This is a genomic window from Bacteroides sp. AM23-12, assembly GCF_003434395.1.
GTDB lineage: Bacteria > Bacteroidota > Bacteroidia > Bacteroidales > Bacteroidaceae > Bacteroides > Bacteroides thetaiotaomicron.
In genome coordinates, this window is sequence record NZ_QTLF01000007.1 from 49,971 (window position 1) to 67,803 (window position 17,833).

Consider the following 17,833-nt stretch of genomic DNA (forward strand, 5'->3'; position numbering starts at 1 on the left):
AATTTTATGAAGAAGTTCCTTCCCGACTTAATTGCTATTTTAGCTTTTATCATCCTTTCTTTTGCTTATTTTTTTCCGGCTGATATCGAAAGTCGTATTCTGTTTCAGCACGATACGGTGGCTGGAGTGGGAGCCGGTCAAGAAGCTCAGGAATATCTTGAACGTACAGGAGAACGTACCCGCTGGACAAACTCTCTTTTTGGTGGTATGCCTACCTATCAGATGTCTCCGAGTTATGATTCTACCAAACCGCTGAAGTGGATAGAAAACATCTATCACTTGTATCTTCCATCTTATGTGGTGCTGACCTTCATCATGATGCTCGGGTTTTATATCCTTTTGCGGGCATTCGGGTTGTCTGTCTGGTTATCTGCTTTAGGGGGGATTATCTGGGCTTTCTCCTCCTATTTCTTTATTTTGATATCGGCAGGGCATATCTGGAAATTTGTCACATTGGCTTATATTCCGCCTACGATTGCCGGTATTGTACTGGCTTATCGGAAGAAATATCTGTTGGGAGGGATTGTGACTGCTTTGTTTATCGCGTTTCAGATTCAGTCGAACCATATTCAGATGAGCTACTACTTCATGTTTGTCATCCTGTTTTTTGTAGGAGCTTACTTTGAAGATGCTTATAAGAAGAAGGAGTTGCCGCATTTTTTCAAGGCAAGTGCCGTTCTGGCATTGGCTGCGATGATAGGAGTGTGTGCGAACCTCTCCAATCTATACCATACTTATGAGTATAGTAAGGAGACTATGCGCGGAAAGAGTGAACTGAAACAGGAAGGACCTGCTGCCAATCAGACCAGCAGCGGACTGGACCGTAACTATATAACGAACTGGAGTTATGGAATTGGTGAAACGCTTACTTTGCTGGTTCCGAATGTAAAGGGAGGGGCATCGGTTCCTTTATCCAAGAATGAGACTGCCATGGCAAAGGCGAATCCGATGTATAGTAACATCTATTCGCAGCTGACACAGTATTTTGGCGATCAGCCCATGACTTCCGGACCGGTCTATGTGGGAGCTTTTGTTTTATTTCTGTTTATATTGGGGTGCTTTATTGTTAAAGGACCGCTGAAATGGGCTTTACTGGGAGCTACTATCTTCTCTATTCTACTTTCGTGGGGAAAGAATTTTATGGGACTTACGGACTTTTTTATCGATTATGTACCGATGTATAACAAGTTCCGTGCCGTATCTTCTATCCTAGTTATAGCTGAATTTACGATACCTTTATTAGCGGTCTTTGCCTTAAAAGAAGTGCTGGCTAAACCGGAAATATTAAAGTTGAAAGAAAATCGGACAGGAGTAATTATCACTTTGGTATTAACAGCCGGTGTTTCACTGATTCTGGCTGTTGCCCCGGGAGTTTTCTTCTCTAGTTATATTCCGGCACAAGAGATGGCAGCTCTGCAGCAAGGACTGCCTGCCGAGTATTTATCTCCGATCATTACGAATCTGGCCGAAATGCGCAAGGCAATGCTGACTTCGGATGCATGGCGCAGTTTCTTTATTATAGTAGTAGGATGCTTCTTATTATTCCTTTATCAGCAGAAAAAGTTGAAGGCTTCTTTTACTATGACAGGTATCGTGCTTCTGTGTCTGATTGATATGTGGACTGTCAATAAGCGCTATTTGAATGATGAACAATTTGTATCGAAGTCAAACCAGACAGGAGCATTCGTTAAAACTCAGACGGATGAGATAATTCTTCAGGATACGGCTTTGAATTATAGGGTGTTGAATTTCGTAGGATTTCCCGGTAATACTTTCAATGAAAATAATACCTCATATTGGCATAAGAGTGTGGGTGGTTATCATGCGGCCAAGTTGCGTCGTTATCAGGAAATGATCGATCATCATATAACTCCGGAAATGAAGGATGCCTATCAGGAAGTTGCCGGCGCAGGCGGTGCGATGGATAGTGTGGACGCTTCCAAATTCCGTGTGCTGAATATGCTGAATACGAAGTACTTTATTTTCCCTGCCGGACAGCAAGGACAGACGGTTCCTGTTGAAAACCCTTATGCGTATGGTAACGCTTGGTTTGTGGATAAGGTGCAGTATGTCAATAATGCAAATGAAGAGATTGATGCGCTGAATGATATTCTTCCAACGGAAACAGCAGTGGTTGATGCGAAATTTAAAGATCAGTTGAAGGGTGTGACGAAGGGTTACAAAGACTCCTTATCTACCATTCGTCTGACCAGCTATGAACCGAATCGCCTGGTATATGAAACTTCTTCTGCTAAAGATGGAGTGGCTGTTTTCTCTGAGATTTATTATCCGGGCTGGCAGGCCAAGATTGACGGACAGCCGGTGGACATTGCCCGTGCTGACTATATCTTGCGTGTGATGAATGTTCCCGCAGGCCAGCATACGATTGAGATGTGGTTTGACCCGCAGAGCTTGCATGTTACGGAAAGCATAGCTTATGCGTCACTGGCTTTATTGCTGATCGGGGTGATGATTCTGATTTGGTTCAGCAAGAAGAAGTTAATAACTCCGAAAAAAAAGGAGGCTGAGAACTCTTAAACTTTTTTCTGATCTTGTACTATATTGTACTCTATATACCTTAAGCGGCTCTCTTCATCCCGAAGAGAGCCGCTTATGCATTCACTAAAAAATTATGAAAAACAAACGCTGTTTTGCTGTTAATTGATTTTATATTCCAAAGTTAAGTGGTTCTTTAAACAGAAGAAAAGGAAATCGACAAAGGGCGAAGATTTGTCTATTAAATATAGTGATATTATAATAATTAAGGTGGATATCAGGACTGAAAAAGGAAAATATGAACATAAACAGTCGATATATGGATAGTCCCATTTTGTCGCAACCCATTAAATTTGTGCCTGAATATAGAGCGATTATTATGAAAAGACTATTGTTCATTTTTACCTTTTTTTGCCTCCTTGCCATTCATGGAGGCGCACAGAATATTCTGACTCTGGAGAACTGCCTTCGTATAGGGATTGAGAACAATCTCTCTTTACAGGGAAAACGAAAAGCGATGCAGAAAAGTAAGTATGGCATTTCGGAGAATCGGGTGAAGCTGTTGCCGCAAATCAATGGCTTTGCCAACTTTAATGATAATATCGATCCGCCTGTCTCAGTAACTGACGGTTCTTCCTATGGAGTACCTTATAATATTACCCGAACGTTGCAATATAGTGCCAATGCCGGGATAGAATTGCAGATGCCACTTTATAATCAGACTCTCTATACTTCGATTTCCATAGCAGAGATTGTGGATGAGATGAGCCGGCTTTCGTATGAAAAGGCACGGGAAGATTTGATCTTGCAGATCAGTAAAATGTACTATCTGGGACAGGTTACTGCGGAACAGATTGCATTGATAAAAGCCAATATCACCCGATTGGAAGAACTGAGAGATATCACACAGGCTTTCTTTGATAATGGAATGGCAATGGAAGTTGATCTGAAGCGGGTGAATATTAATCTGGAAAATCTGAAAGTGCAGTATGACAATGCACAGGCGATGATGACACAACAACTTAATATGTTGAAGTATATCATGGATTATCCGGCGGAAAAAGAAATCGGTTTATTGCCGGTAAACACGGACAGTATCGCTACGGTTGCTTTGACCGGACTGTCGGAAAACCTCTATGAGCTTCAGTTGCTCCAATCACAGGTGCAGCTGGCAGAGCGGCAGAAACGATTGATTAGTAATGGCTATATTCCTTCTCTCAATCTGACGGGAAACTGGAGGTTTGCCGCTTATACTGATGAGGCTTATCATTGGTTTCATTCCGGTCCGTCCAATCATTGGTTCCGTTCTTATGGAGTGGGACTGACTTTGCGTATTCCTATTTTTGATGGCTTGGATAAGAAGTATAAGATCCGGAAAGCAATGATCGATATCGAAACCATGAAACTTTCACGGTTGGATACACGGAAGAATCTGCAAACACAGTATTTGAATGCTGTAAATGACTTGATGAATAACCAGCGGAACTTTAAAAAACAGAAAGACAATTATCTGCTTGCCGAAGAAGTGTATACGGTTACTACCGACCGCTATCGGGAAGGAATCACTTCAATGACTGAAGTTCTGCAGGATGAAATGCGGATGAGCGAGGCACAGAACAACTACATTAGTGCACATTATAATTATCGGGTGACCAACCTGATGTTACTGAAACTAACCGGACAGATCTCATCCTTGTTCAAATAACAGATAACTAATTGAATCATTCATATGGAAACAATGGAAAATAATACAGTCTCCAGTACGCATCAGGAGAAAGCTAAGAAAATGAGAAAATTACGCCGCTGGCAGATTATAGTAAGTCTGTTTGGAGTTGCTGTGATTGTTTGGGGAGTAATTGAAATTGTTTTTCTCTTTCTGGGCTATAAGCAGACGGAAACCAGCAATGATGCGCAGATAGAGCAATATGTGTCACCTGTCAATCTGCGTGCATCGGGCTATATTAATAAGATTTATTTTACGGAACATCAGCAGGTACGCAAAGGTGATACCTTGCTGGTGCTGGACGACCGCGAATATAAAATCCGGGTGATGGAAGCTGAGGCTGCATTGAAGGATGCGCAGGCAGGCGCCACTGTGATAAATGCTACCTTGCAGACTACACAAACGACTGCATCTGTGTATGATGCGTCTATAGCTGAAATAGAAATCCGGCTAGCAAAACTGGAGAAAGACCGTCAGCGGTATGAAAATCTGGTCAAACGAAATGCGGCGACACCTATCCAGTTGGAACAGATTACAACAGAGTATGAAGCTACCTTTAAGAAGCTGGAAGCAACCAGGCGCCAGCGGGAGGCGGCTCTTTCGGGAGTGAATGAAGTATCTCACCGTCGTGAGAATACGGAAGCTGCCATCCAGCGTGCTACGGCTGCGCTTGAAATGGCACGGCTGAATCTTTCGTATACGGTTGTACTGGCTCCTTGCGATGGCAAGTTAGGCAGACGTTCTCTGGAAGAAGGGCAGTTCATTACAGCAGGGCAATGCATTACATATATTTTGCCCGATACACAAAAATGGATTATTGCTAATTATAAAGAAACGCAGATAGAGAATCTCCGCATCGGGCAGAAGGTGGCTATCACGGTAGATGCTATCAGTAAGAAAGAGTTTACAGGCAAAGTGACTGCTATTTCCGGAGCGACAGGTTCTAAATATTCGTTGGTGCCGACTGACAATTCTGCCGGAAACTTTGTGAAAATACAGCAGCGTATCCCTGTCCGTATTGATTTTACGGATTTATCGAAGGAAGATAATGATAAGCTGGCGGCGGGTATGATGGTAGTAGTAAAAGCTAAACTCTGATAGCCATGCCTTCATGTCCTAGAAATTATCCTTTTTACAATTGGGTGCCCAAACCGATAGGTATTATTATTCTGCTGTTCTTTTTCCTGCCGATTCTTTCGGTGGGCGGGGTATACTCCGTGAACAGTACCGAGATGATGAGCGGCTTGGGTATTATTTCCGAGCATATTCAGTTTGCCAATTTTGTGACTTCCATCGGTATGGCGGCATTTGCTCCCTTCTTGTATGAACTGGTTTGTATACGACGGGAGAAACTGATGTGTATCGCAGGTTTTGCACTGATGTATGTATTCAGCTATGTATCTGCCAAAACCGACAGTATCTTTTTGCTGGCACTCTGCAGCCTGCTGACAGGGTTCCTGCGTATGGTACTGATGATGGTCAATCTGTTTACGCTGATCAAATATGCTTTTGGCATGGAGGCAACGCGTAATATTACTCCCGGCATGGAACCGAAAGACGCGACGGGATGGAATAAACTGGATATCGAAAAATGTGTCAGCCAGCCGGTAGTTTATCTGTTTTTTATGATCCTGGGGCAAATGGGTACGGCGCTAACGGCTTGGCTGGCTTTCGAATACGAATGGAAATATGTATATTATTTTATGATGGGTATTCTGCTGCTGTCCATTCTGATACTGTTCATTACGATGCCTAATCATGGTTTTGCCGGACGTTTCCCTATCAACTTCCGCAAATTCGGCAATGTGACCGCATTTTGCATATCATTGACGTGCATCACTTATGTGCTGGTTTATGGCAAGGTGCTGGATTGGTATGATGATCCATCTATTTGCTGGGCAACGGCGATCAGTATCCTTTTTGCTGGGATTTTTCTTTATATGGATGTTACCCGGCGGTCTTCCTACTTTATTTTGGGGGCGTTGAGGCTGCGTACCATTCGTATGGGGGCTTTGCTTTATTTATTGCTGATGATCATCAATTCCAGCGCGATGTTTGTCAATGTGTATGCAGGAGTCGGGATGCACCTGGATAATTTGCAGAATGCATCGCTGGCAAACTGGTGTATGGTCGGTTATTTTATCGGTGCCTTGATTTCCATTGTATTGGGGTCTAAAGGGGTGCATCTGAAATATCTTTTTGCTCTTGGCTTTTTCTTTCTGGCATTGTCGGCAGGATTCATGTACTTCGAAGTGCAGACAGCCGGACTTTACGAACGAATGAAGTATCCCGTAATTATTCGTACCATCGGAATGATGATTTTATATGCATTGACGGCAGCATATGCCAATCAGCGGATGCCTTTCAAATATCTTTCGACCTGGATTTGCATCATGCTTACCGTCCGTATGGTACTGGGACCGGGTATCGGAGGGGCTATTTATTCAAATGTACTGCAGGAGCGCCAGCAACATTATATTACCCGTTATGCACAAAATGTTGATTTGGTAAACCCCGAAGCTTCTGCTTCGTATACCAATACCGTGCAGGGAATGCAATATCAGGGAAAGAGTGAAACGGAAGCGCATAACATGGCTGCCATGTCCGTCAAGGGGCGGATACAGGTGCAGGCTACGCTCTCTGCTGTGAAAGAAATGGCAGGGTGGACTATTTATGCAGGCGTTATTTGTATGATTTTTGTGCTCGTAGTGCCTTATCCCAAACGAAAATTGCTAACTTAGTATCGTTTTTCAATAGTAATTTATCAGTGAGTCAGTGTTATGGATACTCAGCAGGAACGTTTATTACAGCTTGACCGCGATCTGAAAAGCGGGAAGAATATATGCAGTTCGGGAGGTGTGCTCAGTTGTTTTCCATCTTCTTTGAAAGAACCTTTTCTGATGCAGGGGCTTGGTTTGATTGTCTGTCGGCAAGGTAGTTTCCAGTTTTCTCTTGATAATAAGTGCGCTTCTGCCAAGGCGGGTGAGACTTTGTTTATCCATGAGGAGTCTTGGTTTCAAGTGTTTCAAGAGACCGAAGATATGGAAATTCTTATTCTTGCCTATCAGATAGAACCTATACGTGACATTATCGGTAACTCAGTGGTTTCCATGTATATGTATTCGAAGCTTACCCCTGAACTTTCCTGTGTATGGAATACCGGCGAGGAAGATGAGATTATGAAGTATATGTCTTTGATAGACAGTGTGCTGGAAATGGAGGAGAGTGCGTTTAGCCTTTATGAGCAGAAACTTCTTCTGCTGGCACTGACCTATCGTATTTGTTCGGTCTATAACCGTAAATTGATTAGTGCCGGACAGGAAACGGGCGGGCGGAAAAATGAGATATTTGTCCGTCTCATCCAGTTGATAGAGCAATATTATATGCAGGAAAGGAGTGTGGAATTCTATGCGGATAAACTCTGTCTGTCTCCGAAATACCTTTCGGCTCTTTCCAAAAGCATTTGTGGGTATACGGTGCAGGAACTTGTATTCAAGGCGATTATCCGTAAGTGTATCTCTTTGTTGAAGAATACGCAAAAAAATATTCAGGAGATTTCCAATGAATTCGGCTTCCCCAATGCTTCTTATTTTGGCACATTCTTCAAGAAGCAAATGGGGATGTCGCCGCAGCAATATCGAAGGAATCTTTAATCGATATTACTCTTTTTCTCCATAAGCCAGATCGCCTGCGTCGCCCAGCCCCGGTACAATATAGGAATGTTCATTGATTTCAGGATCGATGGCAGCACACCAAATGGTTGTTTTGTCTTCGGGAAATACGCTCTTGATATGATCGATTGCATGTTGGCTGGCAATGATCGAAGCTACGTGAATTTCGGCGGGATGCCCTTTGGTAAGCATGGCCTGATAACTCAGTTCCATACTGCCGCCTGTAGCCAGCATCGGATCGGTGATAATCAGCGTTTTGTCGTCAATACGCGGAGATGCGATATATTCTATATGTATATCAAATTTCAGGGTATCTTTATATTTTCGATAGGCGGACACAAATGCATTTTCTGCTCCGTCGAAATAGCTTAGGAAGCCTTGGTGAAAAGGAAGGCCGGCGCGGAGAATGGTGCTGATGACAAGCTGGTTGTCCGGTGTGCTGACGGGAGCAATGCCCAGTGGTGTCCGGATGTTTTTTACTGAATATCGGAACTCTTTGCTCATTTCGTAAGCCATGATTTCTCCGATCCGTTCAATGTTACGGCGGAAACGTAGGCGGTCATTCTGAACTTCTACATTTCTGATTTCGGATATGTACTGGTTTAGAATCGAATTTGTTTGGCTAAAATCAATTACTTTCATATTATAGTTTAATCATAATTTAATCTCATTTTCATCGTATTGAGAACGTTCTGGCTTGCAAAGTAAACGATAATCTTTCAAATTGCAATATTCAGTTTGCAGATATTGTTAGGAATTTATAAAAGAGATTCAATTAGGGAAAAATTTCTCTAATCCCTTCTTCCTTTTCAAAGAAAGTATTACTTTTGTACCCGGATTTACAAGGAGGCACCCAAAGCTCCTCATGTTCAGGTGAAAAGAGATAATAAAACGAAATACCAATTTTAATTAATTCAAAAAAAATGGCAAATTTAGATTTAAGCAAGTACGGTATCACAGGTGTGACCGAGATTGTGCACAATCCGTCTTATGACGTTTTGTTCGCTGAAGAAACAAAACCAGGTTTGGAAGGTTTTGAAAAAGGCCAGGTAACTAACATGGGCGCTGTAAACGTAATGACTGGCGTTTATACAGGACGTTCTCCTAAAGATAAATTCTTCGTAAAAGACGAAACCAGCGAAAATACAGTATGGTGGACTTCTGAAGAATACAAAAACGACAACAAACCAGTTGACGCTAAATGTTGGGCAGCTGTGAAAGATTTGGCAACTAAAGAACTTTCTAACAAAAGACTGTTCGTTGTTGACGCTTTCTGCGGAGCTAACGAAAACTCTCGCCTGAAACTGCGCTTCATCATGGAAGTAGCATGGCAAGCTCACTTCGTAACAAACATGTTCATCCGTCCGACAGCTGAAGAACTGGCTAACTTCGGTGAACCTGATTTCGTTATCATGAACGCTTCTAAAGCTAAAGTTGAAAACTACAAAGAACTGGGCTTGAACTCAGAAACTGCAGTTGTATTCAACTTGACTGAAAAGATCCAGGTTATCCTGAATACTTGGTACGGTGGTGAAATGAAGAAAGGTATGTTCTCTTACATGAACTACTTGTTGCCTTTGAACGGTATGGCTTCTATGCACTGCTCTGCTAACACAGATAAAGAAGGCAAGAGCTCAGCTATCTTCTTCGGTCTGTCAGGTACAGGTAAGACTACTTTGTCTACTGACCCGAAACGTCTGTTGATCGGTGATGACGAACACGGATGGGATGACGAAGGTGTATTCAACTTCGAAGGTGGTTGCTACGCTAAAGTTATCAACTTGGATAAAGAAAGCGAACCGGACATCTGGAATGCTATCAAACGCGATGCTTTGTTGGAAAACTGTACAGTTAACGCTGAAGGCGAAATCAACTTCGCTGACAAGTCAGTAACTGAGAACACTCGTGTTTCTTATCCTATCTATCACATCGAAAACATCGTTAAACCGGTGTCTAAAGGTCCTCACGCTAAACAAGTTATCTTCTTGTCAGCTGACGCATTCGGTGTATTGCCTCCGGTATCTATCTTGAACGCAGAACAAACTAAATATTACTTCTTGTCTGGTTTCACAGCTAAATTGGCTGGTACAGAACGTGGTATCACTGAACCGACTCCGACATTCTCGGCTTGTTTCGGCGCTGCTTTCTTGTCACTGCACCCAACTAAATACGGTGAAGAACTGGTGAAGAAGATGGAAAAAACTGGTGCTAAGGCATACTTGGTTAACACTGGTTGGAATGGTTCTGGCAAACGTATCTCTATCAAAGATACTCGTGGTATCATCGACGCTATCCTTGACGGTTCTATCGACAAAGCTCCTACTAAGGTTATGCCTTACTTCGACTTCGTTGTTCCTACAGAACTTCCGGGTGTTGATCCGAAGATCCTTGACCCACGCGACACTTACGAATGTGCTTGCCAATGGGAAGAAAAAGCAAAAGATTTGGCTGGACGTTTTATCAAGAACTTCGCTAAATTTACAGGTAACGAAGCTGGTAAGGCTTTAGTTGCTGCTGGTCCGAAACTCTAGGGCTCTTAGGCAATAGATATTGTAATGCAAGAAGGGGGCGGTTCCGAAAGGAGCCGCCTTTTTTTGTTTATATGAAGGTGATTTTGTATCTTTGTTAATCTGAATTATGTTCGATAAAACGCTGACAAATACATGATTATTACTTATTTAAAACTCTTTTATACATTCGCAAAAATTGGTATGTTTACCATTGGCGGGGGATATGCCATGATTCCTTTGATAGAACGGGAAATAGTAAAGAAAAACTGGATGAGCAAGGAAGAATTTATGGAAATGTTTGCCCTGACTCAGTCGCTGCCCGGTGTTTTTGCGGTAAATATATCCATTTTCGTCGGTTATAAACTTCATAAGGTGAGTGGAAGTCTGGTGTGTGCACTGGCAACGATTCTGCCTTCCTTCGTCATCATGATGCTGATTGCCATGTTCTTTGCCCGTTTTCAGGACAATGAGGTGATGATCCGTATTTTTAATGGGATACGTCCGGCAGTAGTGGCGCTGATTCTGTTCCCTTGTATATCTGTGGTCAGAGCTTTGAAATTGAGGTATGTGCAACTGATAGCTCCTGTGATTGCCACAGTACTGATCTGGCAATTCGGGCTTTCTCCTATTTATGTGGTGTTGGCGGGAATTGCCGGTGGATTGGTATATACTCTGTGGCTGAAAGATAAGATTAAAGATATAAAGGCATGATATATTTACAGTTACTTTGGGTGTATCTGAAGATAGGTACGTTTGGTTTCGGAGGTGGCTATGCGATGCTTTCGCTGATTCAGCATGAAATTGTGGATCTCCATCATTGGCTGACTCCCCAACAATTTACGGATGTAGTGGCAATTTCGCAGATGACTCCGGGCCCGATTGGAATTAATAGTGCTACATATGTAGGCTATGCAGTGACACACAGCGTATGGGGTGCGGTACTCGCTACCGTGGCGGTGTGTCTGCCTTCTTTTATTCTCGTATTGCTCATTTCCTATTTCTTTGCGAAATGCAAGGATAATAAATACATAAAAGCGGCAATGTCCGGTTTGCTGCCCATGTCGGTGGCATTAATTGCTTCGGCTGCCTTGTTGATGATGAACAGGGAGAATTTTATCGATTATAAAAGTATAGGAATCTTTGCTGGGGCATTCCTTATCACCTGGAAATGGGATTTGCATCCTATTCTGCTGATTTGTCTGGCAGGTCTGGTGGGGGTGATCTTGTATTAAAAAAACTTTTTATAAAGCTAGGGTTGGCTACTGGATCGTAAAGAAGTTGCTTAATATGCATGAACTGGAAATAGAAAAAGCCCGCTAAATAAAATCCGGCGGGCTTTCTGCATTATCTCGGGCTATTGCTTATGATTTGTTCGCGCGTTTACGCTCGATTTCGTCCAGAATGACTTTGCGCATACGCATTGCTTTCGGAGTTACCTCTACGTATTCATCTTCTTTGATGTATTCCAATGCCTCTTCGAGTGAGAACTGAACAGGCGGAATCAGACGAACTTTGTCATCAGATCCGGAAGCACGCATGTTGGTAAGCTTTTTGGATTTTGTAACGTTGATAACCAGATCGTTGTCATGGGAGTGTTCTCCTACTACCTGGCCTGCATATACTTCGTCCTGCGGGAAGATGAAGAACTTACCGCGATCCTGCAATTTATCGATGGCATAGGCAAAAGCAGTTCCGCTTTCCATTGCGATCATGGAACCATTGGTACGGCGTTCGATTTCTCCCTTGTGCGGCTGATATTCTTTAAAACGGTGTGCCATGATAGCTTCACCGGCAGAAGCAGTCAGTACGTTGGTACGAAGACCGATGATACCACGTGAAGGCATGTCAAATTCAAGGTTGATACGTTCGCCCGTATTTTCCATCTTCACCATTTCACCTTTGCGGCGGGTAACCATATCGATAATCTTGCTTGAATATTCTTCCGGTACGTTGATTGTCAGTTCTTCGATCGGTTCGCACTTGACGCCGTCGATTTCTTTAAAGATAACCTGTGGCTGACCTACCTGCAGTTCGTATCCTTCACGACGCATGGTCTCGATCAATACAGAAAGGTGAAGTACGCCACGGCCGGAAACAATCCATTTGCCGTCTTCCTCACTCTTTCTTACACGGAGTGCCAGATTCTTATCAAGTTCTTTCATCAGACGGTCGTGGATGTGGCGTGAAGTCACGAACTTACCGTCTTTTCCGAAGAATGGAGAGTCATTGATGGCAAATAGCATGCTCATCGTCGGCTCGTCGATAGCGATTGGCGGTAATGCTTCCGGATTTTCGAAATCGCAGACCGTATCTCCGATCTCAAAACCCTCGATACCTACCAATGCACAGATATCTCCTGATGAAACTTCGTTTGTTTTTACACGTCCCAAACCTTCAAATACATGAAGCTCTTTAATTTTAGATTTGAACATATCGCCATTACGTTTTACCAGCGTGATGTTCATTCCTTCTTTCAAGGTACCGCGATGTACGCGACCTACGGCAATACGACCGGTATAAGAAGAATAATCCAGAGAAGTAATCAGCATCTGCGGAGTACCTTCCAGTTGTTCGGGAGCAGGAATATTTTCAATAATACAATCCAGTAGCGGGGTAATGGTATCTGTCGGCTTTTGCCAGTCTGTGCTCATCCAGTTATTTTTGGCGGAACCGTAAATAACGGGGAAGTCCAGTTGGTCTTCTGTTGCGTTGAGGCTGAACATCAGGTCGAAAACCATTTCGTAAACTTCTTCAGGGCGGCAGTTAGGCTTATCTACCTTATTTACTACCACGATTGGTTTCAAACCGATTTCCAGTGCCTTCTGAAGTACGAAACGTGTTTGGGGCATCGGACCTTCGAAAGCGTCGACTAACAGAATGCAGCCATCTGCCATATTCAATACGCGTTCTACTTCACCACCGAAGTCGCTGTGTCCCGGAGTATCAATGATGTTAATTTTAGTACCGTTGTAATTGATGGATACATTTTTAGAAAGGATCGTTATACCACGTTCACGTTCCAGGTCGTTGTTATCCAGGATAAGTTCACCACTATTTTGATTGCTGCGGAATAGATTTCCGGCCAGCAACATCTTGTCAACCAGCGTTGTTTTCCCATGGTCAACATGGGCAATGATTGCAATGTTTCGAATATTTTGCATATAATACCTATTATTTGGCTGCAAAGGTACGAAAATAGGATTAGAAATAAATGCAATAGCCCCATTTTTTCTTGTAAAACGTTGTGAGATATAAAGATAATGTCTATCTTTGCACGCTCAAAAGAATAATTTACTATATCAAAATTCTAAAAATTATGTATTTAGACGCAGCTGAAAAGCAAGAAATCTTTGGAAAGTACGGGAAGTCTAACTCTGATACTGGCTCAACTGAAGCGCAGATAGCTTTGTTTTCCTACCGTATTTCTCACCTGACTGAGCACATGAAGCTCAACAGAAAAGATTATAGTACAGAGAGAGCTTTAACAATGTTGGTAGCTAAACGTCGCCGTTTGCTGAATTACCTGAAGGACAAAGATATCACAAGATATCGTTCTATTGTTAAAGAACTTGGTTTGCGTAAGTAATCTACTTGCCGCGAAAAGATTAAAAACCGTTTCTCACATTGAGAACGGTTTTTTTATTGGCTTTCAATGAAGGATTAGTATTTTATGCTGTGCACATTGATTGCAGCCGGCTGTCCGTTGTATAGTGCTTCACAACTAATTGTCAGGAATGTAGACGAGTTCGCATTATTACAGCGAATGATGGCTACTCCATTTTCGTCGGTGGTAACTTTAGGGTTCCAATAGATTGTACGGCGGTGGTCATTGCCTTGTCCTTTACTGATATCCGGGTAATAGGGTGAATAAAATTCAATGGGCTGGGAGTAACCTTGGATCTGTGTGTTTCGGATACCACGTGATTGGTACTTCTTTTCCGGGTCCCAATTGTCGATGGTAGTGATATAGCAAATTGCAAATTGATTTCCCGGTTGATTATTGGGAGTTGTGTTGTTCAGATAACTTTTGAGAGCTTTTTCTTCAAAGGGAGAGAGTCTGGAAGTTTCCATGTGATTTTTTAGACTTTCGTCGCTCAGGTGATAAGCGCTGTCGTCATCAATTCCGGCACTTGCTGTCGTGCCGTCGCAAATCATAACAGATTTTATCGCATCGATATTTTTATCTATAAAAAGCTCCCGATCAAATGTTGAGTAAAGAACTCCATTTATGACGCATAGTATATAATGATTCTTGTATTTCATGGTTATAAATGGTGGATCTCCCTTCCACTTAGACTTCACTTGAATATTGGGATTTAATGTGGTCATTAGCCAAGGGAAATAGTCCATGAATTTTCCTTCATCGCGCATTCGATCCAGTTCCTTAGGGATATCATAATAAGCTCTTACAGATTGCTCGAAAGCTAGAATTTTTTTGTATTTCGTACGTTTGGCTTTAATCGTTACCTGATCCAACAAATGAGTGTCGTGTCCCATAATTGAATCTAGATAAAGAGAGTCGGAGAGACTGCTCCACCAACTGAGTCCGCTAATATCTTCCCATTTAGGATGTAGCTCTTCGTAAGCGTATTTGCGTAGTTCGGGTGTAAAGTTACGGAAAAGTGATATGTTTGTTTTCCGGTTCAGCTTTTTTCCTTTACGGCGAGTTTGAATAGCCGCACTCATGGAACCATTGAAGGCATCCATTGGAATGTGGAAGAATCCCAAAGAGTCTGTGACCGTAGTACCTGCTGCTGATATCGTATCTCTCCGGGCAATGACGCTTACAGAGATATCTTTTTGCTCTTTGTTTCTCAGAAAAGATGTTACCTGCCCATGCAGGGTCAGTCTCGTTTCCGGCAGATAGATTGGTATTTCTGGAGTGGCACTGATGGCTTGGCTTATATCATATTTTCTCCATCCGTGAATCATCAACAGATTATCTAATGCCACTCTTCGTCTGGGAGAATTGTTTGCGAAATAATATCCAGGTTGATGAATGTATCCTTTCAGATCTGATGTAAGTAAAAGGTCTGTGTAAATTGTCTGATCGAACCGTTGGAAGTCTGATTTTAAAGCATCCCGGACCGCTACGGAGAAATGTCCTTGTATTGGTTGACCTGTATGGTCTTTCATTGAGATATGATACTCAATTGGTTCAAAAGGATAGTATAATGCATTGGTGGATGTGGCTGTTAATTGTAAAGATGGAGAAGGCATTACATAGCAAAAGCGCTCGCATAACGTTGCCCCATTGCTATTCATTAAAGAGAGTTGTATGACTCCTCTCGGCAATCCCTGAGTGGATAACGGGAGATGATATACTGTTTGATCTTTAAAATCAATGGTCTGATACATGAGCGGACGTCCTTGATGTGATATGAATAAAGCCAGTGTATCTTTGAGACTTGTCGAATTTCTGAGAACTTTGATGACTAATGCTTTTTCTTTAGACGCCACATTTAGCACATATCCTTGGGGTAAAGCCTTCGGTAGCTGAAATGAGTATTTTTTATCTTGATAGGTCACTACAGCTTTGGCTTGTTTGTCTGTAGGGGTGTATGTAAAGCATCCCATACCGTCGTGGAGAGTTGTAAATTGTGTAAGTTCTACATCATCTGGCCCATAAACAGTTCCTGAAATGCCTACTGTACCTTCTTCTTTACTTGTCGCTTCGAATGCAACGACTGAAGGCACTCCCTCTACTAATTGTCCACCTTCCGGGAAGAATCGAATCATGAAATCTTTTTCTTTTGAACGCGGACGTTGCTTCATAGATTCATCCATTCGGTAAGTGATGATGCTCCGGTTTTCGTCTACTTCGCTTCTCCGTTTTCTATATACAGGGATCGTACGCGAGAAATATTGCTTTTCACTGAATGCCAACATCCACTTCGTATAGGCCCTAATCTCATAAAAACCGGAGAATAAGGCTTTGGTCAGTATGAATTGCCCTTCTCCTTCTCCATCCCGCAACTGTATGATTTGTCGGTCGCTAGTATTTCCCAGTTGGTCTAATAGTTCTACATAAAGGGGGGTACTGATTGGGCTAGGCTGGTGTTGCTCGGCCGTTACTACGTATGCCTTATACCATATCGTGTCTCCGATGTAGTAACTGGTGTTGTCCAAGTGCAGATAGGCTTTCTCGCGTGGATATGCATCGGCGTAGGCTTGAGAACGGGCAAAGTAAGTTGCGAATATAGAATCCGCAACTTGCTGGCTATGGATTTGCACGGCTATACTTGATAGGAGGCAGAAAGTGATGATTATGGAGCGTATTCTCATTACATTTTGAATGATCAGTAACTTGAAGGTTGGGGAACGTCAAGTGTTAGCATAACTATACTTGTTTGATTACTAACTGTTGCGAAATGAACAGTTGAGCCATCGTAATGACTGGAGTTGGAATAATTTGTGCGATAAGCAAATGATACTTCATCTCCTTTTGTATCATAAGAAAAGTATCCCCATTGAATAGGGGAGTCTTTATTCCAAGGATCATAGACTGCAGAGACCGTAATGGGTTCCCAATAGCCACTGCCTGTAATGAGTACATCGCATGCCATAGGGAAAGGTATATCGGGTGGAAAACGAAAACAAATAGAACCATACATTGAATTAACTTTAGAGAAAGTGTACTCTTGCTTATCAAAATCATATCCGACGAAGTTTGCATAGGGATTCCATGGGCCTTTATCAGGATATGGTCGATCATACACTAACTCTGAGCAGGTAGCACGAACCGCAATATATCCTCCCCCTTCGGGAAGTTGTAGATCGGTTACAGGTATTTGGATTGTTTCATAGGTTCCTTCTTGAACCAAAACTTCACGGACAGGAAAGAAGGAATATTCAACTGGATTAGGATCAAAATCACGACTTGCTCCTAATTGAATCTGATCATATTTCCCTTGACCTTGTCGTATCTGAATATTTAGCAAAGGTGGAAATGGAATATATTGACTCCATTCTATTTTAATAATCTGAGGTAATTTTGCATGCTCAAAATACTCGTCCTGGCTCGTTCTTGTTGTTACCACTTTACTGGTCGCTTCTATACTAACAGGGCTGTCTTCCTTCGTACAACTGCAAAAAATGATTGAGAGGAATAATACTAATAGTAAATGGATTCTTTCCTTACTACTTGTGAATTGATTGTGTGTGTTCATAAGCTATATATTTTAGAGGCTTAACAATAACTACTTATGATCTATGATTATGCAAGAAAGGAAAAAATAATGATAATATGAAAATTCCGAGTTTAATTAGTGTTAATCTCCAGTCTATATATTACTTAATCCATTTTCAAGGCAGGTAGGTGAAAAGAGATATATTATGGGAGATATTTTAGGATTATAATTGTGTTCATCTAAAGATTTTGCTATTTTTGCAACCTAATTATTCTAATTTATCACCTTTGCTAACTAAAAAAC

Annotated in this window: 13 protein-coding genes; 9 read left to right on the plus strand and 4 right to left on the minus strand. The window is 42.2% G+C overall.

The features are described from left to right. Positions 1-6 precede the first annotated feature (6 nt). From DW640_RS09110 to DW640_RS09130, 5 genes are all read left to right on the plus strand, one after another. Entirely contained in the window at positions 7-2,538 is a 2,532-nt protein-coding gene (locus DW640_RS09110) for a YfhO family protein (RefSeq protein ID WP_117577884.1), read from the plus strand. A 337-nt stretch (positions 2,539-2,875) separates the two neighbouring features. Beyond that, positions 2,876-4,201 (plus strand): TolC family protein, encoded by a 1,326-nt coding sequence (locus DW640_RS09115; RefSeq protein WP_008761968.1) that lies wholly within the window; start codon positions 2,876-2,878, stop codon positions 4,199-4,201. A gap of 24 nt (positions 4,202-4,225) precedes the next feature. Then, complete coding sequence (locus tag DW640_RS09120) at positions 4,226-5,317, plus strand: HlyD family secretion protein (protein WP_008761969.1); 1,092 nt, start codon at positions 4,226-4,228, stop codon at positions 5,315-5,317. Between the two features lie 5 nt (positions 5,318-5,322). Beyond that, entirely contained in the window at positions 5,323-6,960 is a 1,638-nt protein-coding gene (locus DW640_RS09125; protein WP_117577886.1) for an MFS transporter, read from the plus strand. Between the two features lie 39 nt (positions 6,961-6,999). Continuing rightward, on the plus strand, positions 7,000-7,872 hold the full coding sequence (locus DW640_RS09130) for an AraC family transcriptional regulator (RefSeq protein ID WP_117577888.1): 873 nt from the start codon (positions 7,000-7,002) through the stop codon (positions 7,870-7,872). Positions 7,873-7,878: 6 nt separating this feature from the next. Here DW640_RS09130 and upp read toward each other — a convergent pair whose 3' ends face one another. After that, positions 7,879-8,532, minus strand: coding sequence for a uracil phosphoribosyltransferase (upp, locus tag DW640_RS09135; protein ID WP_008761972.1), 654 nt, complete (start codon positions 8,530-8,532; stop codon positions 7,879-7,881). 281 nt (positions 8,533-8,813) lie between these two features. Here upp and pckA point away from each other — a divergent pair, with 281 nt between their 5' ends. The 3 genes from pckA (at position 8,814) to DW640_RS09150 (ending at position 11,632) form a co-directional block, all read left to right on the plus strand. Continuing rightward, the gene (gene pckA / locus DW640_RS09140; RefSeq protein WP_117577890.1) at positions 8,814-10,421 is read left to right on the plus strand and encodes a phosphoenolpyruvate carboxykinase (ATP); all 1,608 of its coding nucleotides are present in this window, start codon (positions 8,814-8,816) and stop codon (positions 10,419-10,421) included. A 132-nt stretch (positions 10,422-10,553) separates the two neighbouring features. After that, positions 10,554-11,111, plus strand: coding sequence for a chromate transporter (locus tag DW640_RS09145; protein WP_117577892.1), 558 nt, complete (start codon positions 10,554-10,556; stop codon positions 11,109-11,111). After that, positions 11,108-11,632, plus strand: coding sequence for a chromate transporter (locus DW640_RS09150; RefSeq protein WP_008761975.1), 525 nt, complete (start codon positions 11,108-11,110; stop codon positions 11,630-11,632). The genes DW640_RS09145 and DW640_RS09150 overlap by 4 nt, the downstream gene beginning before the upstream one ends. 129 nt (positions 11,633-11,761) lie before the next feature. On the opposite strand, the gene typA is transcribed toward DW640_RS09150, so the two are convergent. Continuing rightward, positions 11,762-13,561, minus strand: a complete 1,800-nt coding sequence (gene typA / locus DW640_RS09155; protein WP_008761977.1) for a translational GTPase TypA — start codon at positions 13,559-13,561, stop codon at positions 11,762-11,764. 155 nt (positions 13,562-13,716) lie between these two features. Between typA and rpsO the strand changes: the two genes are divergently transcribed. Then, positions 13,717-13,986 (plus strand): 30S ribosomal protein S15, encoded by a 270-nt coding sequence (gene rpsO / locus DW640_RS09160; protein ID WP_008761978.1) that lies wholly within the window; start codon positions 13,717-13,719, stop codon positions 13,984-13,986. A gap of 74 nt (positions 13,987-14,060) precedes the next feature. On the opposite strand, the gene DW640_RS09165 is transcribed toward rpsO, so the two are convergent. Together DW640_RS09165 and DW640_RS09170 are read right to left on the minus strand one after the other, a co-directional pair. Beyond that, the gene (locus tag DW640_RS09165; protein WP_074857966.1) at positions 14,061-16,685 is read right to left on the minus strand and encodes a hypothetical protein; all 2,625 of its coding nucleotides are present in this window, start codon (positions 16,683-16,685) and stop codon (positions 14,061-14,063) included. A 14-nt stretch (positions 16,686-16,699) separates the two neighbouring features. Then, positions 16,700-17,569 carry a hypothetical protein gene (locus DW640_RS09170; RefSeq protein WP_011108478.1) on the minus strand — a complete coding sequence of 290 codons (870 nt, stop codon included), beginning with the start codon at positions 17,567-17,569 and terminating at the stop codon, positions 16,700-16,702. Positions 17,570-17,833: the final 264 nt, after the last annotated feature.

Bases quoted from the DNA above. Each gene is read 5' to 3' on its own strand.
- DW640_RS09145 (WP_117577892.1), top strand. From the start codon at position 10,554: ATGATTATTACTTATTTAAAACTCTTTTATACATTCGCAAAAATTGGT.
- DW640_RS09170 (WP_011108478.1), bottom strand. From the start codon at position 17,569: ATGAACACACACAATCAATTCACAAGTAGTAAGGAAAGAATCCATTTA.
- DW640_RS09165 (WP_074857966.1), bottom strand. From the start codon at position 16,685: ATGAGAATACGCTCCATAATCATCACTTTCTGCCTCCTATCAAGTATA.
- DW640_RS09130 (WP_117577888.1), top strand. From the start codon at position 7,000: ATGGATACTCAGCAGGAACGTTTATTACAGCTTGACCGCGATCTGAAA.
- pckA (WP_117577890.1), top strand. From the start codon at position 8,814: ATGGCAAATTTAGATTTAAGCAAGTACGGTATCACAGGTGTGACCGAG.
- DW640_RS09120 (WP_008761969.1), top strand. From the start codon at position 4,226: ATGGAAACAATGGAAAATAATACAGTCTCCAGTACGCATCAGGAGAAA.
- DW640_RS09150 (WP_008761975.1), top strand. From the start codon at position 11,108: ATGATATATTTACAGTTACTTTGGGTGTATCTGAAGATAGGTACGTTT.
- typA (WP_008761977.1), bottom strand. From the start codon at position 13,561: ATGCAAAATATTCGAAACATTGCAATCATTGCCCATGTTGACCATGGG.
- DW640_RS09115 (WP_008761968.1), top strand. From the start codon at position 2,876: ATGAAAAGACTATTGTTCATTTTTACCTTTTTTTGCCTCCTTGCCATT.
- rpsO (WP_008761978.1), top strand. From the start codon at position 13,717: ATGTATTTAGACGCAGCTGAAAAGCAAGAAATCTTTGGAAAGTACGGG.
- DW640_RS09125 (WP_117577886.1), top strand. From the start codon at position 5,323: ATGCCTTCATGTCCTAGAAATTATCCTTTTTACAATTGGGTGCCCAAA.
- upp (WP_008761972.1), bottom strand. From the start codon at position 8,532: ATGAAAGTAATTGATTTTAGCCAAACAAATTCGATTCTAAACCAGTAC.
- DW640_RS09110 (WP_117577884.1), top strand. From the start codon at position 7: ATGAAGAAGTTCCTTCCCGACTTAATTGCTATTTTAGCTTTTATCATC.